General features: G+C 39.5%; 15 protein-coding genes. 5 read left to right on the top strand and 10 right to left on the bottom strand.

Translation table 11 applies throughout. The features are described 5' to 3' along the window. Window positions 1–115 precede the first annotated feature (115 nt). A complete protein-coding gene (locus R0J88_RS01100) occupies window positions 116–2902 on the bottom strand; it encodes a TonB-dependent receptor (protein WP_006792153.1) in 2787 nt (928 codons plus the stop codon). A 660-nt stretch (window positions 2903–3562) separates the two neighbouring features. Here R0J88_RS01100 and R0J88_RS01095 point away from each other — a divergent pair. Further along, a complete protein-coding gene (locus tag R0J88_RS01095; protein ID WP_410898803.1) occupies window positions 3563–5185 on the top strand; it encodes an alpha-glucosidase family protein in 1623 nt (540 codons plus the stop codon). A gap of 68 nt (window positions 5186–5253) precedes the next feature. Here the strand turns inward: R0J88_RS01095 and R0J88_RS01090 are convergent, their stop codons facing one another. Then, entirely contained in the window at window positions 5254–5808 is a 555-nt protein-coding gene (locus R0J88_RS01090; protein WP_010557473.1) for a TIGR00645 family protein, read from the bottom strand. Window positions 5809–6035: 227 nt separating this feature from the next. Between R0J88_RS01090 and R0J88_RS01085 the strand changes: the two genes are divergently transcribed. After that, window positions 6036–6278 carry a hypothetical protein gene (locus R0J88_RS01085; RefSeq protein ID WP_006792156.1) on the top strand — a complete coding sequence of 81 codons (243 nt, stop codon included), beginning with the start codon at window positions 6036–6038 and terminating at the stop codon, window positions 6276–6278. Window positions 6279–6449: 171 nt separating this feature from the next. On the opposite strand, the gene topA is transcribed toward R0J88_RS01085, so the two are convergent. Both topA and R0J88_RS01075 read right to left on the bottom strand, forming a co-directional pair. Beyond that, the gene (gene topA / locus R0J88_RS01080; protein ID WP_039036869.1) at window positions 6450–9158 is read right to left on the bottom strand and encodes a type I DNA topoisomerase; all 2709 of its coding nucleotides are present in this window, start codon (window positions 9156–9158) and stop codon (window positions 6450–6452) included. 244 nt (window positions 9159–9402) lie between these two features. After that, window positions 9403–12753 carry an Ig-like domain-containing protein gene (locus R0J88_RS01075; RefSeq protein ID WP_410898802.1) on the bottom strand — a complete coding sequence of 1117 codons (3351 nt, stop codon included), beginning with the start codon at window positions 12751–12753 and terminating at the stop codon, window positions 9403–9405. A 191-nt stretch (window positions 12754–12944) separates the two neighbouring features. Here R0J88_RS01075 and R0J88_RS01070 point away from each other — a divergent pair, with 191 nt between their 5' ends. Beyond that, entirely contained in the window at window positions 12945–14276 is a 1332-nt protein-coding gene (locus R0J88_RS01070) for a dicarboxylate/amino acid:cation symporter (RefSeq protein ID WP_010557477.1), read from the top strand. A gap of 76 nt (window positions 14277–14352) precedes the next feature. Here the strand turns inward: R0J88_RS01070 and sohB are convergent, their stop codons facing one another. Then, a complete protein-coding gene (gene sohB, locus R0J88_RS01065; protein WP_410898801.1) occupies window positions 14353–15369 on the bottom strand; it encodes a protease SohB in 1017 nt (338 codons plus the stop codon). Window positions 15370–15471: 102 nt separating this feature from the next. Then, a complete protein-coding gene (locus R0J88_RS01060) occupies window positions 15472–17901 on the bottom strand; it encodes a VolA/Pla-1 family phospholipase (protein ID WP_410898800.1) in 2430 nt (809 codons plus the stop codon). Between the two features lie 206 nt (window positions 17902–18107). Between R0J88_RS01060 and R0J88_RS01055 the strand changes: the two genes are divergently transcribed. Then, window positions 18108–18854: a YciK family oxidoreductase gene (locus R0J88_RS01055; protein ID WP_006792162.1), complete on the top strand. Its 747-nt coding sequence runs from the start codon at window positions 18108–18110 to the stop codon at window positions 18852–18854. A 72-nt stretch (window positions 18855–18926) separates the two neighbouring features. Here the strand turns inward: R0J88_RS01055 and rluB are convergent, their stop codons facing one another. The 4 genes from rluB to R0J88_RS01035 all read right to left on the bottom strand — a co-directional run bounded on the left by rluB (window position 18927) and on the right by R0J88_RS01035 (window position 21703). Further along, on the bottom strand, window positions 18927–19796 hold the full coding sequence (gene rluB, locus R0J88_RS01050; protein WP_006792163.1) for a 23S rRNA pseudouridine(2605) synthase RluB: 870 nt from the start codon (window positions 19794–19796) through the stop codon (window positions 18927–18929). Next, entirely contained in the window at window positions 19793–20383 is a 591-nt protein-coding gene (gene scpB, locus R0J88_RS01045; RefSeq protein WP_006792164.1) for an SMC-Scp complex subunit ScpB, read from the bottom strand. The genes rluB and scpB overlap by 4 nt, the downstream gene beginning before the upstream one ends. A 148-nt stretch (window positions 20384–20531) precedes the next feature. After that, complete coding sequence (locus tag R0J88_RS01040; protein ID WP_039036865.1) at window positions 20532–21053, bottom strand: EF-hand domain-containing protein; 522 nt, start codon at window positions 21051–21053, stop codon at window positions 20532–20534. Window positions 21054–21271: 218 nt separating this feature from the next. Continuing rightward, window positions 21272–21703 carry a hypothetical protein gene (locus tag R0J88_RS01035; RefSeq protein WP_008131524.1) on the bottom strand — a complete coding sequence of 144 codons (432 nt, stop codon included), beginning with the start codon at window positions 21701–21703 and terminating at the stop codon, window positions 21272–21274. Between the two features lie 240 nt (window positions 21704–21943). Here R0J88_RS01035 and xthA point away from each other — a divergent pair, with 240 nt between their 5' ends. After that, the gene (xthA, locus tag R0J88_RS01030; RefSeq protein WP_410898799.1) at window positions 21944–22750 is read left to right on the top strand and encodes an exodeoxyribonuclease III; all 807 of its coding nucleotides are present in this window, start codon (window positions 21944–21946) and stop codon (window positions 22748–22750) included. The last annotated feature ends 5 nt before the right edge of the window (window positions 22751–22755 follow it).

Raw genomic sequence — 22755 nt, 5'->3', positions numbered from 1 at the left:
AGTATTGCCCACTTGTACAAGCCAAAGCTTTGTTAAGTTTGATAAAATTTAGATAAAGTAGCTATAAAAAAGCCCTTGTAAAATAAATTACAAGGGCTCCTACACACAACGTTTATTATAGCTTGTAACTAAAGCCCAATAAGAACGTACGACCATAATCTTGGTAGTCACGTACTTGTAGCGCGTTATCGCCACTTAAAGTGGTAAACGGTTCTTCAGTAATATTTTGTACTTGGAAGGTTACATTTAAGCCATCTAAGCTATCAACACCTGCTTCTCCAAAATCAAAGCCCAATTGTGCATCCCAAATTGTTTCACCTTTAATGTCAACTTGAGTTGCAGCAAGGCCTAATCCATTTACGTTACCTTTAAAGTCACTACGTTTACGCATACTTGTACGCGCTTGGAAGCCATTACGCTCGTAGTAAACAGTTAAGCTATCTATTTGGTCAGATAAGCCAACAAGTTCATATTCATTCCCATTTTGATCTTCAACGTCTTGCTCAATGCCTGTATGGCTTGCAATTAAACCAAAGCCATCAAGTGAAGAATGAAATACGTTAAACGGTAGCGCAAGAGAAAGCTCGTAACCCCATAGGTCACCGCCGCCACCATTTACTTTACCATTACCAGTACCTGAAGAAGTTGCTGGTATTTCACCCGTTGCAGGGTTAGCAACGCCAGACATATCGACTGCGTAAGTACCATCAAATATCCACTGGTTGATATCTTTATAGAAAACCGCAGCAGAGAAGTAACCTTCTGCATTAAAGTAATTTTCGTAGCTGATATCGAAGCCTGTCGCTTCTTTTGGCTCTAGTTTAGGGTTACCACCTGAAATACTCCAAAAGTTGCCATTATCATCTGGTTGTTGACCGTATGATGCATTGATTGACGCATTCATATCGTTTAACAATGCGCGTGAAATAGTTTTAGCCGCACCAAAACGTAACGTTTGTTCTTCGTCGATTGCAAACGACAAGTTAATGCTTGGTAAAACATGGCTGTAGTCGTGACTTACGTCTGTTGGTGTAACAACTACGAGACCGTCTACTGTGTTAGCAGCTGAACCTTGTGAAGACTGTTCAGTTTTAACATAACGAACGCCCACATTACCTGTTACCGGAATTGATCCAATTTCTGCGTTAATATCGGCTTGAACAAAGAAGGCAGTTACTTTTTCTTGGACTGTCCACGACTGTGTTTTATGTTTTTGGTCTGTAAGGCTCTCTTGAAGTAAATCATAGTAACCATCGTTTATTAGGGCACGAGTATCGTAGGCAATCATATCGCCCATACCAATGAAGTCTAAGCTAGCTGAACCTAAACGGTACTGCTCTGGAACCGAAACCATACCTGGGTTTGATAGAGAAAAATCTTTAAGTGTTAAAAAATAACCTTCAGATAACTTTGATTTTTCACGGTCACGATAAGACATACCAAATTTAACAGCATTAACGTATTCGTTGTCTAGAATTTTAGTTGCAGCAAGTTTTAACGTGGTTAGTTCATCATTCACTTCTGGCGCATTGATGAAACCATCTTGTGCTGTATTTTGAAATGGTGTGTCAGTTAAACCATATTTGTCATTAAGGGCTTTACTTCCACCCCACGATAACGGGCCACCTAATTGAATTAGGTTATAGTCACTATAGTCTAGCTCATGAGAAAATTGTGCACCTGTATTACCGCCATCAAGCATATAACCAATGTTGTCAGCAACACCATTAGCATCACCTCGACCTGTGCCTGAATAACTTTCAATGCTCCATAGCTGACGTTCAACCTCAGAGCGGCTAATATCAAACTCTGTGCTCCAACTGTCGTTAATATCGTATTTTGCATTAAAACCAAACTGCGTTAATTCAGCTTTTCGTTCTTGATGGTCGTTACGAACAACAACACGCTGACCTTCAGTCACAGCACTTGTGATAAATCCAGTTTCAGCATCAACTGTTGTTGAATCTGAGCTAATTGAACCTTGACCCCATGCAAATGGAATTTCGATACCGCGCAAAATTTGTTCATCTGAAAAGTCGATATAAAGCGCATCAAACGTCATATTCAATTTATCAGTCGGTGCAGCTTCTAATACAAGCATTGCTGAATCACGCTCAAGCGTTGAAGAACGTACGTATGGTTTAGCACCACCTAAAATAGAATATGATTGACCATCTTCAGTAGTAAACTCTGGGTAACCCCATGAGTTCCAACGCTTTTCTTGGTTTGGTGAACTCATTGTGTTTAGAGCAAACGCAACACCAATGGTGTCATCTGCGAATTGGTCAATGTATGAAACCGTACCACGGTAACCTTGATCATCACCGTCTGGATTAAGCTTACCAAAACCAGTTTGCTCAAGTTGACCATTAAACATGATTACACGTTCACCTTTACTTAAAGGTTTAACGGTTTGCATGTCGATAACACCGGCGATGCCTTCAGCTTCGATACTCGCACTTGGTGTTTTATAAACGGTAACGCCGCTCATTATTTCAGATGGGTAAAGGTCGAACTCAACACCACGGTTATCACCAATTGATACTTGCTCACGACCATTAAATGTAGTGGCACTTTCGTTTTCGCTAAAGCCACGTACACTCACTCGGCTTGCACGCCCGTCTAGGCGCTGTGCTGTTAAGCCAGGTAGACGAGCGATAGACTCAGCAATCGACGAATCAGGTAGCTTACCGATATCTTCTGCAGAGATAGATTCAACGACTTCTGGTGAAAAACGTTTAGTGTTGATTGATTCTACAATACTGCCACGAAAACCTTTAACTTCGATAACTTCTACGTCATCATTTTTTAATTGTTTTTCTTCCGCTGCAGTTGCTGCAAAACTAGTGATGCCAGCAGCAGCTAACGCCAGAGTTAATATACTTGGTTTGAACATAGACATGATGTTTTCCCGTTACCCATATTGTGATACCCGCTCAATTGTTTAGTGATAGTAAACAGAGGCGAGCTTATTTTGTTGTCAGGATGGATATTAACGCTTGGTTTATTTTATTAACAAGTTTATGCATACGTATTCAAGCCTTATAAAACCAACATAAATTAACATAAACTTCACAAAAAAATTAGTAACACACTGTTTTAAATGACATTTATTGGTGCAAAAAATTTTATCCGAATATTACAATTATGCAAAATAGCCTAATGATTTAAACCTGCTTTAACAGCTTGTAATTATTAAGAAATAAATTAGATCCATACACCATTGGCTAAATTTAACTAATAAATATCAATGTGAAATTGGTAAGACCATTACATTCAATCACTATTATAGTGCAACCCAGCTAAAATATGCACTTGCGAGGTGCTATGCCGTGTTACTTTTTAATTACATGCAATTGGTAAACAGATTTAATTTAATGGCAACGCTTCCTTAAAACTAAATAGACGCTTTTTGAAGTCACTCAAACATGCTTATTTTTGTGCATACGTATGCAGTCTTTTTACAGTATCTCGGCCTTCACGTATGCTTTTTGCAAATAACGTGATTTACCATAATCACATATAAGAATTTAAAAAACTGTTTGGAATGACGGAGAAAAGCATGGCCCAAAAGCAGTGGTATAAAGGTGCGGTTATTTATCAAGTTTACCCGCGTAGCTTTCAAGATAGCAACAACGACGGTATTGGTGATTTAAGAGGAATAATTAATCGTATTGATTATATTAAGAGCTTAGGTGTTGATGCTATTTGGATTTCGCCATTTTTTAAATCTCCAATGAAAGATTTTGGTTACGATATTAGTGACTACCGTGATATTGACCCTTTATTTGGCAATTTAAACGACTTCGACGAGCTCATAGAACAAGCACACGACCGCGATATTAAAATTATTATCGATCAGGTATTAAGCCATACGTCAGATCAACATCAATGGTTTTTAGACAGCCGTGAAAATCAAAGTAACGACAAAGCCGACTGGTATGTGTGGGCTGACTCTAAAGAAGACGGCACTGCACCAAATAACTGGTTATCAATTTTTGGCGGCGGTGCATGGCAATGGGAACCACGCAGAGGGCAATACTACCTTCATAACTTTTTAACTGAACAACCCGATTTAAATTTTCATAACCCAGATGTTAGAAAAGCAGTGCTAGATAACGTTGAGTTTTGGCTTAAAAAAGGCGTTGATGGTTTTAGACTCGATGCCATTAACTTTTGTTATCATGATGCGCAGCTTCGTGATAATCCTGCAAAACCAAAAGAAAAACGCCAAGGCCGTGGTTTCAGTGAAGACAACCCTTACGCATTTCAATACCACTATTACAATAATACCCAACCTGAAAATATTGAGTTTATGCAAGATATTCGTGCGTTACTTAATAAATACCCAGGCACTGTATCACTGGGTGAAATTTCGTCAGAGGACTCTTTAGCCACTATGGCAGAGTACACACAAGGCGGTGATAAGCTGCATATGGGTTATAGCTTTGAGCTTTTGACTAACGATTATTCAAGTGAGTATATAAGAACAACCGTGCAAACCCTTGAAAAAGGAATGACAGAAGGCTGGCCTTGTTGGGCGTTTAGTAATCACGACGTTGAACGTGTAGCAAGCCGTTGGAGTCAAAATGGCGAAGTTAATTCACAGCAATGTAAAATGCTCACCGCCCTACTCGCATCCTTGCGCGGTAGCGTATGTATGTACCAGGGTGAAGAGTTAGGCCTAGGGGAAGCAAACGTAGCCTTTGAGGATTTGCAAGACCCGTATGGGATAACCTTTTGGCCAAACTTTAAAGGCCGTGATGGCTGTAGAACGCCGATGCCATGGGATAATGCCGATTTACACCATGCGGGCTTTAGTGACACTAAGCCATGGCTTCCTGTAGACGAGCAGCATAAACAGCAATCAGTAAAACAGCAAACACATGATCATGATTCTATTTTAAATGCTTATCGTGAATTTATGGCGTGGCGAAAAACAAAAACCGTGCTACTTGAAGGCGATATTGAATTTATTAACACACATGAGCCTGTACTTGCTTTTTACAGAACATTCGAAAATGAAAAAATGTTGTGTGTTTTTAATTTAAGCAGCGCTGATGCATCGCTATCGCTGCCAACTGAAGTATTAACAGAGTTTAGTGAGCTTAGCCACCATAAAGGCCATGTAACGAGCGAGGAATTACTATTAGCGCCTTTTGCATGCTATTACGCAAAGTGCTAATTGATACTAACCGCTAATTAGTTACAAAAAAGCCCATGTAATAACATGGGCTTTTTTTGTAGGTAAATTTAATGGTTATGGGTTTTACTATTGAGGTAATCGGTAAATGCAAACAACACTCCGGACATTACAAAGGTAACGTGGATTATTACTTTCCATAGTAGCTCGTCGTTTGAATGCGCCTCTGAATTTATAAACACTTTTAATAGTTCTACAGCCGATATTGCAACGATTGCGCTGATAAGCTTCATTTTCAGCCCTGAAAACCCCACTTTACCCATCCAAGATGGCTTATCTTCATGATTATCTATACCTAGTTTAGACACAAAGTTTTCGTATCCACTAAATATAATAATCAATAATAAGCCTGCAAGTAACGCTGTATCAACCAGCGTCAATATGCCTACTAGTAAATCTTGGCTTGATGCGGTAAAAGTAGCGATCCCCATTAAATAAAGTTGTTTAAAAAACTTTATTAATAACAAAATAACTGCAAACAAAAGGCCAACAAAAAAAGGCGCTAACAACCAACGTCCTTTAAAAATAAACGACTCCAATGCATGCTCTATTTTATTGGTTGATTGAATGTTTTTTTTGGGTGTAACGGGAGTGTTAGGTGTCATTTATTATTCTATGAATTTAAAAATGCGACATTAACGTATTAATTAAGCTTATACAAATAATTATAAAAAAACGGCTCATAAATAAACTTATCTTTACGATAAATATATTTCGTTATCTTTTATTTAAAATTCGATTAAATTCAGCATACCAACAGAAGCGTTCTGCTTGGACATGTTTGTTTAATAGCGACAATCACCGCTATAAAACCATTTTTAGGAATAAACGAATGAAAAAAGCATTACTTGCATCACTTACAGCGTCTCTATTTGCAGTATATGCAACATACTCAGTAGCAGACGATACACCAGTAGCATCAGCACAAATGGTAAAAGAGTACACTGAGATGTGCGTTAACTGGGCTAAAGACGACGATGTAATGAATGAAGACCTTTACGCGTATGTTTTAAATTGCGTAAATGATGAGCTTGAATCAGAAGGCTATCAAAAAGTAACTTCTGTAAAAATCTAACCCTGACTCAAAGGTATGCTTTAAGCCTGCTTTAAAGGCTAGCTATGCTTAGCTAATTGAACAGCCAAAAAGCCGTTGCGAGCACAATTACCAAGCATAAAAAAACCGGAATAGACACATGCTGTGCATTCCGGTTTTTTGTAACTATAAGGTGTTAAAAACGAGCTTTAGTTACTCTTCATCTTTTTTTGCTTTTGCTTTAGGTTTTGCTTTAGCAGGGGCTTTTTTAGCAGCTGCTTTCTTTTTAGGTGCAGCTTTTTTCTTGGCTTCTTCTACCCACTTACCTGCTTCATAATGAGCAGTCCAACCAGTTGCTTTGCCGTCTATCTCAGTCATAACATACTGCGCTTTGTTTTTACGACTGTAGCGCACAACAGCAAGATTACCATCAGGGTCTTGACCTGGTGCGTCCGCTAAATAGTAAAATTTAGGGGATATACGATCTCTAAATCGTTTTAACTCTTCAACCTTAGGAGCTCGAGTTTCACGCGATTTAGGGAATGTATTTGCAGCTAAAAATATACCTGCAGCACCATCACGTAATACAAAATAGGCTTCTGATTTTTCACATTCTAATTCAGGAATATGAACTGGATCTTCTTTAGGCGGAGCAGCTTCACCATTCTTTAGTAACTTACGTGTATTTTTACACTCTTCGTTATTACAGCCAAAGTACTTACCAAAACGTCCAGATTTAAGTTCCATGTCTGAGCCGCATTTATCACACTCAATAATTGGACCGTCATAACCTTTAATCTTAAACGTGCCTTGCTCAACAATATGCCCTTTACACGCTGGGTTGTTACCACATACATGTAACTTGCGAGTCTCATCAATTAAATACGAATCCATCGCTGTTTCACAAACGGGACAGCGCTTCATTTGCATTAATTTTTCTGTTTCTTCGTCTTCAACATCAGCGGCAACCGCTTCATCGCCCGACACTAAATTCATAGTAGTAGTACAACGTTCTTTAGGCGGTAAGTTATAACCTGTACACCCTAAGAAAACACCCGTTGATGCCGTGCGAATACCCATTTTACGGCTACAGGTAGGACACTCTATATCAGTTTCAACCATTTCATTAAGACGCATGCCACCTTGTTCTGGTTCGTCTTTTGCAATGGTTAATTGGGTTGAAAAATCAGCGTAAAACTTATCAAGTACTTGCGTCCATACACGCTCACCTTCTGCTATATCATCTAAACGGCCTTCCATTTTTGCTGTGAAATCGAAGTTCATTAAATCGGTAAAGTTTTCAACCAGACGATCGGTTACAATTTCACCCATTTTTTCAGCAAAGAAACGACGGTTTTCTACCCGCACATAGCCACGGTCTTGTATTGTAGAAATGATAGAAGCATAAGTAGATGGACGACCTATTCCTCGTTTTTCTAACTCTTTTACCAAACTTGCCTCACTAAAGCGCGCAGGTGGCTTAGTGAAGTGCTGTTTAGGATCAAGTTCAACAAGTGTTAGTGTTTCGCCCACTGCAACAGCTGGGAGTGATTGATCTTCTTCGTTCTTCTTACGAACAGCTGGTTGCACTTTGGTCCAACCATCAAAACGAAGCACACGCCCTTTTGCCTTAAGCTGAAAATCGTTAGCCGCAACAGTTAAGGTTGTTAAATCGTACTCTGCAGGTACCATTTGGCACGCTACAAATTGACGCCATATTAATTCGTAAAGCTTTTTAGCATCGGCATCTACACCTTCAAGGTGTCCAGACAGCACAGTAACGCTAGAAGGACGAATCGCTTCGTGTGCCTCCTGTGCATTACCTTTAGAACTGTAGTTAATTGGTTCTTTTGGCAGATATTTTGAGCCAAATTGCTCTGTAACGTATTCCCGACACATCTCAACAGCATCTTTCGATAAGTTTGTTGAATCAGTACGCATATAAGTAATATAACCACCTTCGTACAATCGCTGCGCTAGCATCATGGTCTTTTTAACACCATAACCTAAACGTGTACTGGCAGCTTGCTGCATTGTTGATGTGATTAAAGGTGCACTTGGGCGACTTTTACTCGGTTTTTCTTCAACATTAACAACTTTATATTCTGCACTCTCAAGGCTTTTTACCGCCTCTTTGATCTGTGCTTCATTTACAGGTTTAAATGGCTTGTCTGCTTGTTTAGTGACTTCTAAACGTAAGTCAGACTCGCTATTTTTAACATCTGCATGAATATCCCAGAACTCTTCTGGAATAAACGCTTTTATTTCACGCTCACGCTCTACGAGTAATCGCACTGCAACTGACTGTACTCGCCCTGCAGATAAACCACGCGCTACTTTTGCCCACAGAAGCGGCGATACCATAAAGCCCACAACACGGTCTAAAAAGCGACGAGTTTGCTGAGCAAATACCATGTCAGTATTTAGCTCACCCGGTGTTTCAAACGCTTGCTGAATGGCATTTTTAGTAATTTCGTTAAAAACAACGCGTTTGTATTTTTCTGGTTCACCACCAATGATTTCTTGAAGGTGCCAAGCAATTGCTTCCCCTTCTCTATCCAAATCCGTTGCGAGGTATATTTGGTCTGCTTTTTCGGCCAGCTTTTGTAATTCTTGAACAACCTTTTCTTTACCCGGTAGGATTTCGTAATGAGGCTGCCAGCCTTTTTCAGGATCAATCCCCATACGTGCAACCAAGTTTGTGTAATCTCGTTGCTGTTTATAAGCTGCTTTCTCATCCGGTGGCATTTTACGCACTTCTGCTGGCGTTTTAGTTGCCGGCACTTTTGCTTTGCTCGAACCTGAGGTAGGTAAGTCTCGTACATGTCCAATACTGGACTTTACGATAAAGTCATTACCTAAGTATTTATTAATTGTTTTAGCCTTAGCAGGTGACTCTACAATTACTAGCGATTTGCCCATAGTTGCCTATTTCTAACCAAATATTGAAAATGTGTTTACCGCATTAGCGGTGCGAATATTTATAGGTATATCTACAAACACTAGTTGTTACAAGCTTTTAATACAAACTTTTCAGTATTTACTGAATAAACGAACAATTTTTGTTGCTAATTTAGACAAACTGGTGTTTTTAGAATAATTGCTGTGGAATATATAGAACACAAAGAAAAATGCCAACCTAAAGGTTGGCATTTTTTACGATAACTTAAACATCATCGAAAATTGTGATGCCTGTCGAGACCGTTTTACTGGCCCCTAGTTGGTTTTCAAATTCAAAAGTAATACTTAAAACCCCACTTGTTTGGTCGTTACCATCAGTCTCTCGTGAAATTAATACATCCGAGAACATCGGTTTATCTGTGTTGGTATTAGGTATTGTTTCACTGTGACTAATAATTGACAGATCGCCATTGCTCGTTGTTAAAGACACTACTGTGTTTGCAGGTAATGGATTACCAAATTCATCTGTGTAGTGAATACGAACAGCCATTGATGTTAAACCAATGTCCACGGTAAGTGTTTCAGGGTCTGTTTCGTCAGGGTCATTAGGGTCGAAATCTGGGTTAGCGATTTCAACATTGTTGACAGAAAGGTCTATTGCAGCAACATCACAACGTTCAGTTACATCGGACTCTTCTAACTCTACAAAAGTTCTGTTACCAGATACTGAACTTGAACAATCCGCAGGAACAAATACTTCAAATGGTGCTGGTAATGCATCCGTTTTAACCACAGAGAAACGTACAAATGGTTCATCGCCTGACATAACTAGCTCAATGTTTTTACGAACCTCAACCAACTCACGTGAACACTCGCCTGCAGCATTTGCAGCTTCACTACATAATAACCCATTGTATAGGCCGTCAGCGGCATCGTAGATACCGTCGTTGTCTAAGTCACGCCACGTTTCGTTATGGCCACCACGTGAGTTTAACTCTGAACACGCATCTGATACAGGGTCGTAATCATCGCCGCGTGCATCACTACAATCCGCTTTATCAAAGCTGTTATTTTCGTTGTGATCAATAAAGGCTTCAGGTAAATCGTAGCTAGCGTAGTACTCGCCAATATCAAATAAACCATTCGTACGCTTTATATCATCAGTTGATTGCTCATCAACAAAATTCTCTTGACCTTTAGTAACTGCAAGCACACTTACGCGCCCGCCCATTACTACGCCATTTTCGTCATTTTTAGCGCGGGTAATACCATTAATACACGGTGCAGCTGCGCCAAAGTAAGGGTCACAGTTAATTTGGCCTGTTTTAGGATTGATACCCTCAGTTGTAGACGCATTACCGTCAATATCGCCTATTCTGTTGCCCCATTTGTAATCTTCAAATGGGCGGTCACCTTGAGAGCGCCATGTAACAACACAGGTTGCATCGGTTGTTTTACATGTTTCTTCGTTGCTTGAAGAGCCAACCACACCGGCTTCTGAAAGCACTGTGGCTTCAACACCGTCACCGTTGTAATTATTAAACTGGTCACCAAAAAATACAGTTAAATCGGTTATGATACCGTTGTAGTAAAGCGAGTTAGTGTTAAATGTTGTTGGGCTTAAATCAAAGCTGTTTTGATCAGTTACACCCGAGGCAAGTGTAAGCTGAGCAGAAACAGAACTAATTTGCTCAGAAAGTGGGATCAGGTTTAATGTACCCTCTGGGCAAATTTCATTGCTAGGATCAGTTTGGCACAATTGGAAGTCATCAACCCAACACGTTAAATCATCACCTTCTGGAAGTGCTTTAACATCGTCTTTAGACACATAACACGCTTTCACAACTAAAGGCCCAGGCACGATACCTGACGTTACTGTCGTTTGTACCAAGCCCTCATTATCTGTATTGCCACTGGTAAGCGTTAAATTTGCAGCGCCTACCGAATCTGTTAGTTTAAAGTCAATTCGTTGCTGAGAAGACGCTATATTGTCAGCATCTAAAAGTTTAAAAGTAACGATTGATTGAGTTGGTAGGCCACCTTCGCCTGGTGGAAGCGCAATAAATGTTTCGCTTACATCCACAAATTGAATAGACTGTACTGCAGAACTTTCCACGGGTATAACCGTTGATTCAGTAAAGTTTTGTCCGCCTGTTTCAACAGTGATAGTTACATCATCGTCAATATTACACCCTGTTGCTCTGTAAGTTGCTGTAGCAATACCATTTGACGATTTTACGCTGTCATCAATGACTGACTCACCCGCAATCGCACAGGTAGAGCTAAATTCAACGTCAGTAGCCGTTAAGTATAAATTGCCATCTTCGTCTGTAAGCGTTACTTCTATCACCGTACTACCGCCGGCTTTAAGTGGTATTACACTACCGTCATCATTGGTGTTCAAGCCGTTATCAACGCTAAGCGTTAAATTTGCAATACCCACTGCAAAGTTTAAAGATGCACTTTCATCGAGAGCCGTTGCTGTAACGGTTCCTGCGCCACCAGTATTGCCCGGTTGCAACTTCAATAATGCAATACCAAAGTTATCAGTTAAAGCAGTGCCCGATGAAGGTAAAATTGTACCTAAATTCGTTTCAATATTTACGAGTGCGTTTTTACTGCCTTCGCCACTTTGTTCATTAGTGACTTCTACAAATAGCTCACCCAATTCAGAAGATGAAATACTGTTGGTCACAGTACAACCAGATGCTGCAGATAAAGGGTCTAATTTAACATTGCTTCGGTTATCATCCCAATCAGCATTACAGCCTGTTAGTAGTTTAATAGATACCGAAAATTGCGCTTCATCTTGCGCTGCACCATCACCCGATGAGTAAAATACAGCCGTGTTGCTAACGCTCGTACCACTTGCTGGAGCGTAACTTGCTACAACTTGGCCAGCACCCGTTGCAACACCACTGCCCAATGTGACGCGAGCTTCGCCTGAATCATCAGTAATTGCCGTGCCAAGCTCTGGCGTTATAACGCCCGTAAAATTGGTATTAAAAGAAATGAGTTTATCCGCAACAGCAACACCATCTGATTTAAGTGTAGCAACAACAACACCAACGTTATCCGCAGTTACTGGATTAGCACTGGTAAATTTATCACCATTTTGGTCAACAATTTGGACTTCTAAAGTTGTTGAGCCACTCACACCCGTGTCGTCACCTTGGCCACCCGTTGATTGAAATGCAAACGTGGCTGTATACGTTTCATCATCACCATTGTAGGTAGCAGTAACTTCACCAGCGCCTGCCTCAGAGCCTGCACTTAACTCGATTGTTGCTATGCCATCGTTTTGTGTCAGGGCTGAATCAGGGTTTAAAACCCCTATATCGTCAGCCAACGTAAAGGTAATGCGTTTACCAGCAACAACAGCGCCATCATTGTCTTTTAGGGTTGCACGTAAATCTAATGCCGCAGTATTCGTCACGCTATTTGATTTAGTTGCGTCTGCTTGAGAGTACCCTTGTAGCGTTAACGTGTAAGTTGTTGTATCTGTGTCCGTATCAGTGCCACCAACTGTACCGCTTTTTTCAATTGATCCACCGCCACCACAGGCTGTGAGTAATAAACTGAGCAATAAAATGCCGAGTAGTCGCATTAAAGGCATGAACCTCTCCCTAGCGTTGTTATTATTAACAATATGTTGTTTACCTCATATTAACCTATAACTTAGTCTAAAATCACAGTTTTTTATTACTTTTTTGTACAAAAATATTTCGTGTAAATACTAATTTTTTCTGTAGTAAATAATTTCTTACTGGTAGTCTATGGCAAATTTATAAAAAGTAGATTCGGTGTATGTCAAAAATCGGTACGTTAAGTTTAACTACTCGCATCATGATTGGTATGGTGCTTGGTGTTACAGTTGGTTTTATATTTCAAGCAATCTTAGCTGGTCAAGACGATTATCTAATCCCTCTTGGATTATTCTCTTTGCCAATTAAAGCCTTTTTTGTTGATGGCATTTTTCATGTGGGTGGGCAAATTTTTATTGCTAGCCTAAAAATGCTCGTTGTCCCTCTTGTTTTTGTGTCCTTGGTATGTGGTACCTGCAGCTTAAGTGACCCTAAAAAATTAGGGCGATTAGGTGGCAAATCGATTGGCTTGTATTTGATTACAACTGCAATCGCTATAACGGTGGCTATGACACTTGCCTTATTATTTAACCCAGGTGAAGGCATTGGCTTGCCATCTCAAGCAAGTTACGATGCGAAGGAAGCTCCGACCCTCGCTCGTGTTATTATTGATATGTTTCCAACCAACCCGTTTGAAGCAATGGCAAAAGGAAATATGCTACAAGTAATTGTATTTGCATTGCTTTTTGGTATTGCTATGGCTTTAAGTGGCTCAGCAGGTAAACGTGTTGCAGCCGTTTTTGAAGATTTAAACACCGTTATCTTAAAGTTAGTAACGTTACTAATGAACATTGCCCCTTACGGTGTGTTCTTTTTAATGGCCAAACTATTTACTACAATCGAACTTAATTTGATTGTAAGTTTAGCTAAATACTTTGGTGTTGTTGTATTAGCGCTATTGTTTCATGCCTTTGTAAACTACACTTTATTATTAAAACTCCTGACCGGCTTAAACCCTGCCACTTTCTTAGCAAAAATGAAACACACGTGTTTATTTGCCTTTAGTACATCAAGCTCTAGTGCAACCATGCCAATAACACTTGAAACTGCAACTAAAAAGTTAGGTGCTAGTAATTCTGTCGCATCATTTACTATTCCGCTCGGTGCAACTATCAACATGGACGGCACTGCAATCATGCAAGGTGTTGCTACGGTATTTATTGCACAGGTTTTTGCAGTTGATTTAACGGTATCGGATTACTTAATGGTAATATTAACAGCTACGCTTGCGTCTGTAGGAACGGCGGGTGTACCAGGCGTTGGTTTAATTATGCTAGCAATGGTGCTTAACCAAGTTGGTTTACCGGTAGAAGGTATCGCCATAATTATTGGTGTAGACAGACTATTAGATATGACTCGTACTGCTGTAAATGTTACAGGCGACTGTATGGTTACTTGCGCGGTTGCTAAAAGCGAAGGTGAGTTAGATGAGACTATATTTAACGACCCTAACGCTGCAAAAGATTTAGAGGATTACCATAAGTCAATTGACTAATGGCCATGCAGTTTTAAAGCTATAAAAAACCCTGATAGTTCTCAGGGTTTTTTATGCGTAACACTTTATGCCGTACTTAAGGATTTAGTGATTTAAACTTAGACAGCAAGTTTATGCCTATTTTATTAACGCCACTACTTAATCCAAGCGCAAATTTATCGCTTAGTCCTTTTTTTACTTTGTATTTTATTTTGTATATTTGACGTTCGCTTTGCTGTTCAAGTAATGCATCGTCGCTTGTTTTAATTACGTCAACTAATCCTTTTTCTATTGCTTGCGTTGCAAACCAATGTTCACCCGTTGCAACTTGGTCTATATTTAAACTTGGGCGCTGTGAACTGACAAACGTTTTAAATAAATCATGAGTTTGTTCAATTTCATCTCTAAATTTTTCACGCGCTTTGTCTGTGTTTTCACCAAACAAGGTCAAGGTTCGTTTGAATTCTCCTGCGGTAATTTGTTCAAACTCAACATCATTCTTTTTCAAGATTTTATTAAAATTTGGAATTTGTGCTATCACACCAATTGAGCCGACTATTGCGAAAGGCGCTGCCAATATTTCATCAGCTACACAAGCCATCATGTAACCACCACTCGCTGCTACCTTATCGATTGACACACTCAGTGGTATACCTGCCGATTTAATGCGTTGCAATTGCGATGCAGCAAGCCCATAGCCATGGACTACCCCACCACCACTTTCTAAGCGAATGAGGACTTTATCTTTTTTAGGGTCTGCAATTGAAATAATTGCCGTAATTTCTTCTCTTAAACTTTCAACTTCATGTGCATCCATGCTGCCAATAAAATCAACAACATACAGGCGAGGTTTTGAGCCTTCTTTATCTGACTTTTTGTCGAGTGCTTTTCGCTCTTTATCGTGCGCTTTAAGTTCTTTTTTACTTAATGTATTTTGTAAAAAATCCTCTTTAAGCTCACTCAACTGAGCCGACACATCATCAATTTGTATTTCACCCTTTTTTGCTTTTGGCCTCACAGCAGCGCCAACAAGCATCATTAAAATAACTCCTATCGCAATAACAAAGGTAACTGTTTTGGCGAAAAACAAACCGTACTCGTATAAAAATTCCAACTGGTTTCTCCGATTTTAAATTTACGCTAATTTATCATGCTTTTAAGCAAAAAAAAGCCACTTTAAAGTGGCTTTGTACTAGATATATTTTAGAGTGTATATTTAATCAGTAACAACATCACTGTTTGTTACTAATAACATACGACCGCGCGTTGCTAAATAAACAGCAACTTGCATTTGCATTTCAGCATTTGCAGCAGCACTCCCCTCTACAGTAGAAGACTGAGCAGCATCTTGAGCAGGTGTTAAAATAGAACCATGATGGCCCTTAGAAAATTTAACTAAGTAGCTAGCCGGTGCTTCTGTCATTGCTTGCGTTGTACTTACTGTTTCTAATCCCATAAAGTTAGCAAGTGGAATTGTACCAGAAATAGGATTGTTAGCTGCCATTGGTGGAATAACTTGATCTGGCTTATTTTCACCGCCGTCGCCCACTACAACATTCGTATAAACAGGTGTACCTAACGCTTGTACCGCCGCTGCGTAATTAGTTGGATCGCCACTGTCTAATGCTGTTTGAGAAGCAAACGCGAACTGCGTAAACACGCCTTGGATATTAGTAAGCTTAGCTGTTTCGCCTGCCGTTGTTATAGAAGTAATGTACTCGTTATAACCACACGTTAAATATGCTTCCATATCTGGCAACGCAGCACCACAGTTAGAAACAGCATCACCTTGCAAGAAGGCATTAAATTCATCAGCTTCAGTTGTACCAGCTTGAGAAAGTACAGAGCCTTGAATAAACGGACCAAATGCTGCTGATTCTAATAAGAAGCTAGCTATACCGCCGCCGCCACTTGCCAGAGCCACTGTATTTACATTAAATAATGGGTCAACAGTAGGCGCTAATGGATTATTAGCCTGTGCAATAAATGCAGGAGCAACAATAGAACCCAATGAATGCCCTATGTATGTTACATCTTGGCTGTTAATAGTTGCATCTTGTAAAAAGTTTAAGCCTAAACGTAAACCTAATAAATCAGCTGCTGATTGGCGTAAGCTATCACGAGCAACTAATAAAGAGCTTAAATTCATGTAGCTAAGTACTGAACCGGTCGTTGCATTAAAATCATCGTTGCCGTCACCGTCTACATCAACACCACGTTCACCATGGCGAGGGTGGTCTATTGCAACCGTTGCAAAACCTTGAATTGAAAGTTGAGCCGTTAGCGCAAGCATACTCTCTTTATTAGTTGTAATACCGTGTTGCATCATAACAACAGGCCAACCGCCTTCAGGCATCTCAATTGCTGGCAACTGTAACTGTGCACGTACACCGTTAATGATTGGTAAAATTGGCTTTGTCACCTGTACTGGTACGTTAGCCATACTTTGTACTTTAGGGATTGAGTTATATTTTGTTAAATGACGTGTGCTATCGATACCTAGATCACGTAACTGTCCACCACTAAGCGCTGAACATAACCCATCATTTTCACTGATAGGATCAGTTGGGAATGCATCACCTGCAACCGCTTTGTAACCTTGAAGTGCTACAGCGTTATCACACATACCTTGCCAGTATGTATCGTTTAAATCGCTAATATCTGTGCCAGTTGGCGTACCAAGATACATAGGTAACATAATGCTACCTTTTTGATATTGAACGCCTGAAAACGCAGCAGATACTGTTACACCCTGAGATGCAAACACTTGTTGCACATTGACCATAGGTTGTTCAGGTACTTGCAATGCTGGTGTAGGCAAAGCATCGTTTTGTAAACTTGCAGCCAATAAGTTTTTAATTGTGCCAAGTACTGGACCCGCTGACTGAATCGTCATCGCGCCAGAAAAAATAATATCTTCCTTTGAAATATCCCCAGAGCTCACAACTACGTTCTCGTAACTATTAACTGCACCTTGTAATGCAAGTTGAGAATCAGTAATTAATGGCGCTTCTTGCTTAACTAAGCCATAAGTAGATGACGGCGCAATAGAACGCCCCATAGAATCTTTTAGGCCTGTGGTTAATACATTGATGTACGAACTACCTGCTTTAAAAGGCTTTAGAGGAATAATAGCGACGGCATTTCCTGAAGCTTGAGTAACAAAGTCAACACCGAATGTTAATTCGCCAACAAGCTTACAAGCTGCACCAGCTGGAGCAACAGAACATTCTGCATCTGTCAGACTTGCGCCCATTATTACTTCAAAAATTCTTACGCTACCAAGTGTTCCAGCTGACGCTTCGTCAAGTGAAACATTTGGTGGAAATGTCAAATCAACTTTATAAGGAACTTGAGACGACCAGCCGTCCAGTGCGCCTAATGCTAACTGAGGATCAGCATATGCAGCACGCGGGATAGATACATTGTCGTCATCTAATTCACCTGGAATATTTAAAGTACCATCTTGGGTACCGCTCATTAATAAATCATTGGGAACAGAAATTACACCGTTAGCAGGGTCAAAGCTAACCGTGGCCATAGGTACAACTGTAGCGGTTTCATTCTTAACATCTTCTAACGTTTCTCCGCCGCCACAACCTGCTAAAGCAGCAGTGACCGAGAGTGAAAGTAGCATTTTCTTCATATTGGTGACTCCGAACATATTTTATTTTTATAGTGTGTTTAATCAGTGTATCAAGTTAAAACAATGTAATCAGATTATTAATGAGACATTAGACCAGTTAAACTTAACGTAAAGTTTCTTTTTTCGCCACCTAATTTTTCAATAAATTCGATTACTTGTCGAATTGCTATGTTAAAATCAGAAAAAATCTATCAATTGGTACTTTTATGCACACTTATCAAGCAGCTGAAAATGCATTAAACGATAAAGTTATTTTAATCACTGGCGCAGGCGATGGTATTGGCCGGGTAGCAGCCATTACTTATGCAAAGCATGGTGCGACTGTCATTTTATTGGGTAAAACAACAAATAAACTTGAATGCGTATACGATGAAATTGTGAATGCAGGTTACCCAAAACCTGCGATTGTGCCAATGGATTTAAAAGGCGCAACAAAACAAAATTATCGTGATCTTGCTGCAACTATTGAGAATCAGTTTGGTCGTTTAGACGGACTTTTAAATAATGCTGGCATATTAGGCTCTCTAGGGCCACTAGAACATTTTTGTTCATCTACGTTTGAGAACATCATGAAAGTTAACGTGACAGCTCAAGCAATGATCACCAAAGCATTATTCCCCGTGATGCGTAAATCAGACAATGCTTCTATTGTTTTCACTTCATCTGGTGTTGGTCGTAAAGGCCGTGAGTTTTGGGGACCCTATGCCATCTCTAAGTTTGCAGTTGAAGGTATGATGCAAACGTGGGCTTGTGAAGTAGGTAAAACCAACATTCGCGTAAACTGTATTAATCCAGGTGCTACACGCACATCTATGCGCGCATCGGCATACCCTGGCGAAGATAGAGATAAGTTGGCAACACCTGAAAGTATTATGCCGACCTATTTATATTTAATGAGTGATGATTCAATTGCAGTCAATGGCGAGTCATTAGACGCACAAATAAAAAAGTAACAGCTGTTTACTTTTATTAACCTCAATAAAAAAGCCGCAAATAATGCGGCTTTTATACAAAACGTCAAAATATCACTTACGCTTAGTCGACTTAACACGTTGGTTGTGCTTTTTAACCGCTTTACGAATTTGATTAATTTTAGCGCGTTTATCTTTGCGTTTTTCAGGCATAACTGAAAGTTTAGTTTGCGTTTCACGACCTAACTTAACCGTTTTACGCAAGTAGTTAACGGTTTCTAAGTCGTATTCAACCCAACCACCTTGTGGCACACGCTTATCTAGCTCTAGCTTACCGTAACGAATACGGATAAGACGCGACACTTCAACGTCTTGAGATTGCCATAAACGACGAACTTCGCGGTTGCGCCCTTCGTTTAATGTCACATTAAACCAGCGGTTAATCCCTTCACCACCTAGCGGTTTTATATTTGTGAATTTTGCTGGACCATCTTCAAGCTCAACACCACGCATCAGGTTTTTAAGTGTCTCGTTTGTTACTTCACCAAACACACGCGAAGAATATTCACGCTCTACTTCATAACTTGGGTGCATTAAACGATTGGCTAATTCACCATCGTTGGTAAACAACATTAAGCCTGACGTATTCACATCCAGTCGGCCTACAGCTATCCAACGATCGCCATCAATACGAGGAAGTCTGTCAAATACAGTACGACGACCTTCAGGGTCTTTACGAGTACTCAACTCTCCCTCGGGTTTGTTGTACATAATTACACGGCAAATTCTGTCAGCTTTTTCTTCAATTTTTACGGTATGACCGTCAACACGAATTAAATCGGTTTCTTCAACGCGGTCACCGAGTTTAGCTACTTTGCCATTAACACTAACACGGTTAGCGTCAATGTATTTTTCCATTTCACGACGCGAGCCTACACCAGCTCTGGCTAGGACTTTTTGTAACTTTTCACCTTGTATATTCATTCGGATGGTTCTCTCACAGAAGGATCACTTAATAACTGGTTTATTTTACTTTCTTGTTGCGCAGGTAACGCAGGTAAGTTTTCTAAACCCGTTAATGAAAAATAATCTAAAAATTGTTTAGTAGTGGCGTATAAAGCGGGCTTACCCGGTACTTCTTTGTGCCCTACCACTTTCACCCACTCTCTTTCGAGTAAGGTTTTAATTATATTCGAACCCGTTGTTACACCTCTTACTTGCTCTATTTCACCACGCGTAATGGGTTGACGATAAGCAATAAGTGATAATGTTTCCAATAAAGCACGTGAGTATTTAGGAGCTCGTTCTTGCCATAGGTTACTCAACCAAGGGCTTAAACTACTGCACGCCTGAAATCGATAACCACTACCAACTTCAACAAGGCGAATACCACGGGTTTGAAAGTGTGTTTGTATTGTTTCTATAGCATCGTTTATACGTGACATAGAAATTGCAATATCCACTAAAACAGTGTCTTTAATATGGCGTTTACTTATGGGTTTGTCTGCAACAAAAATCGCAGCCTCAATGATTTCAACCAACTGCTCATCACTAATTCGCCGCCCAGCCATATACACTCTTAATAAATAAAAATACACAGCCATCTATTATGACAGAACAACCACTAACTAGGAAAATATATCTGGCAATTATCTAAAATTAGCCATAAAAAAAGCCAGTTAAAATAACTGGCTTTGATTTTTATGTTCTGAATTTTAATTAGCTGTGTTTAATTGACTCTAACGCTTCGTCTTCAGCTACAGATTTACCATATTTATTTATGTAGCCCATAAACTCATTTTTGCTAATTCGCTTGTCTTCGTTTTTGTCCATATAACCAAAGTGATTTGAAATATCGTCGTCATTGCCTTCAACAACTGATATGTAACCATTACTATCGTTATCTAAACTGGCAAAACTACTTTCAATTTTGTCAAATTTTGCAATTTCAGCTTTAAAGGCTGATTCACTTACATCACTATCGGTTGCAACCTTGCCAGTGTTTAACTGCATGTAAGCATTAAATTCTTTACGACTAATTTCTTCATCCATATTGGTGTCGATATTTGAAAAGTGACCCCAAATATTATCGTCGTCAGCTTCAACTTTTGAAATAAAACCATCACTGTCGTTGTCTAGGCTTGCAAAGTCGCTGTCTATTTTATCAAGACCTTGATTAGATGCGCAGGCTGCTAAACTTAATGTTGCTAAAATAGTTGTTGCTAATGTTAACTTTTTCATAAGACGTGTCCTTCGTTGTTAATAAATGTCACAACAACTAATACAAGTCTGGTGCCAAAGTAAAATAAATATAAATTTCAGTACCTTACAGAAACCCTGTTTATTATTTATCCTATTTTCAATACGTTAGCCTTGAAACCTTTTCAACCAACCTTGTAAATTTTGCAAAAAAAAGCCCAGCTGTAAAAGCTGGGCTCTCATTAATTTTGTCGTGCTAATTAAATTGCAGCGTTTTGATAACGCTTAACAAAGTCAGTAACTTTCTGACCGTTACATTTAAGCGAGTTTAAGTTACCTATTTTTTGGCGTACTGGCGCTAAACCTTGCTTTAATGCAGTCATACATAATTGAGTTTCTTGTTGAGCATCTTTAGCAAACACTTCTACTTTGTTTTCAGTTATGTTGTTTGTTGAATCTTTCTTTGCAATATCACGAATATCTTGGCCGTTACACATGATGCTTTGTGAGAAGCGTGATAAGTATACATTGTGCTTAGCTGCTAATTTACGTGCTGCAGAAAAACCTTCGTTTGCGCTTAATACACACAGCTTAGACTCAATAGAGCTGTCTTGGCTAAAGTAAGTGTTACTTTGAGCTGAAACAGAAGAAGATGCTAATAATGTTGCCGCTAAAAATAATTGTGCTTTCATGAGAGATCCTATGTGAACGAGTTTGCCAATGAATTTGCGCGCATTATATAGCCAATTTTTTGCAGATCAATTGAATTTTTTATTTATTTTATAAATTAATACAACATTAACAATGTTTAAACTTTCACCACCATTTGATCAACATTTGCGCAGCTATTTTGTCATTTCAGACATGTTATGTAAGCTAAATTACTGATACAATTTGCTATCAAAATGAGAACAAATATAAAGGTAAATCGAATGAAAGTGATTTCTTTCAATATCAATGGTCTGCGTGCTCGTCTTCACCAATTACAAGCTGTTATTGATAAACATCAACCAGACGTAATTGGCTTGCAAGAGATTAAAGTTCATGATGAAGCGTTTCCATTAGACGATGTTCAAAAAATGGGGTACCACGTCTACTTTCACGGTCAAAAAGCACATTACGGCGTAGCTATGTTATGCAAAAAAGAGCCGAAATCGGTCTTAAAAGGGTTTGCTACCGACACAGTAGAGTCGCAAAAACGCATGATCAGCGTCACTATTGAACAAGAAAACGGCCGCGACATTACCATTATGAATGGTTATTTCCCGCAAGGCGATAACATCAATCACGAAACTAAATTCCCCTATAAACGTCAATTTTATAAAGATTTGATGACACATCTAGATACAAACCTCACTCCCGATCAGGATGTAGTTGTTATGGGCGACATAAATATATCACCTACAGATTTAGACATAGGTATTGGTGAGGTCAACGCTAAACGCTGGCTAAAAACAGGTAAGTGCTCTTTCCAACCAGAGGAACGTCAATGGCTATCAACACTTTTAGATTGGGGATTTAAAGATACCTTCAGAGAACTCTATCCTGATGTTAACGATCAATACTCATGGTTTGATTACCGCTCTAAAGGCTTTTTAGATAATCGCGGTCTGCGAATTGATGTTGTGCTTGCAACTCAATCACTTGCTGAGCGTTGTATTGACTCAGGAATTGACTATGAGCTGCGTGCAATTGATAAACCATCAGATCATGCGCCAATTTGGTCAACGTTCAAGTAGCTATA

The sequence above is a fragment of the Pseudoalteromonas sp. SIMBA_162 genome (assembly GCF_046535955.1).
GTDB lineage: Bacteria > Pseudomonadota > Gammaproteobacteria > Enterobacterales > Alteromonadaceae > Pseudoalteromonas > Pseudoalteromonas marina.
This window is presented reverse-complemented; position numbering and strand designations above follow the sequence as displayed.

Bases quoted from the DNA above. Each gene is read 5' to 3' on its own strand.
- R0J88_RS01090 (WP_010557473.1), bottom strand. From the start codon at position 5,808: ATGACACCTAACACTCCCGTTACACCCAAAAAAAACATTCAATCAACC.
- R0J88_RS01075 (WP_410898802.1), bottom strand. From the start codon at position 12,753: ATGCCTTTAATGCGACTACTCGGCATTTTATTGCTCAGTTTATTACTC.
- R0J88_RS01070 (WP_010557477.1), top strand. From the start codon at position 12,945: ATGTCAAAAATCGGTACGTTAAGTTTAACTACTCGCATCATGATTGGT.
- R0J88_RS01035 (WP_008131524.1), bottom strand. From the start codon at position 21,703: ATGAAAGCACAATTATTTTTAGCGGCAACATTATTAGCATCTTCTTCT.
- R0J88_RS01040 (WP_039036865.1), bottom strand. From the start codon at position 21,053: ATGAAAAAGTTAACATTAGCAACAACTATTTTAGCAACATTAAGTTTA.
- R0J88_RS01100 (WP_006792153.1), bottom strand. From the start codon at position 2,902: ATGTCTATGTTCAAACCAAGTATATTAACTCTGGCGTTAGCTGCTGCT.
- xthA (WP_410898799.1), top strand. From the start codon at position 21,944: ATGAAAGTGATTTCTTTCAATATCAATGGTCTGCGTGCTCGTCTTCAC.
- R0J88_RS01095 (WP_410898803.1), top strand. From the start codon at position 3,563: ATGGCCCAAAAGCAGTGGTATAAAGGTGCGGTTATTTATCAAGTTTAC.
- topA (WP_039036869.1), bottom strand. From the start codon at position 9,158: ATGGGCAAATCGCTAGTAATTGTAGAGTCACCTGCTAAGGCTAAAACA.
- R0J88_RS01060 (WP_410898800.1), bottom strand. From the start codon at position 17,901: ATGAAGAAAATGCTACTTTCACTCTCGGTCACTGCTGCTTTAGCAGGT.
- scpB (WP_006792164.1), bottom strand. From the start codon at position 20,383: ATGGCTGGGCGGCGAATTAGTGATGAGCAGTTGGTTGAAATCATTGAG.
- R0J88_RS01055 (WP_006792162.1), top strand. From the start codon at position 18,108: ATGCACACTTATCAAGCAGCTGAAAATGCATTAAACGATAAAGTTATT.
- R0J88_RS01085 (WP_006792156.1), top strand. From the start codon at position 6,036: ATGAAAAAAGCATTACTTGCATCACTTACAGCGTCTCTATTTGCAGTA.
- rluB (WP_006792163.1), bottom strand. From the start codon at position 19,796: ATGAATATACAAGGTGAAAAGTTACAAAAAGTCCTAGCCAGAGCTGGT.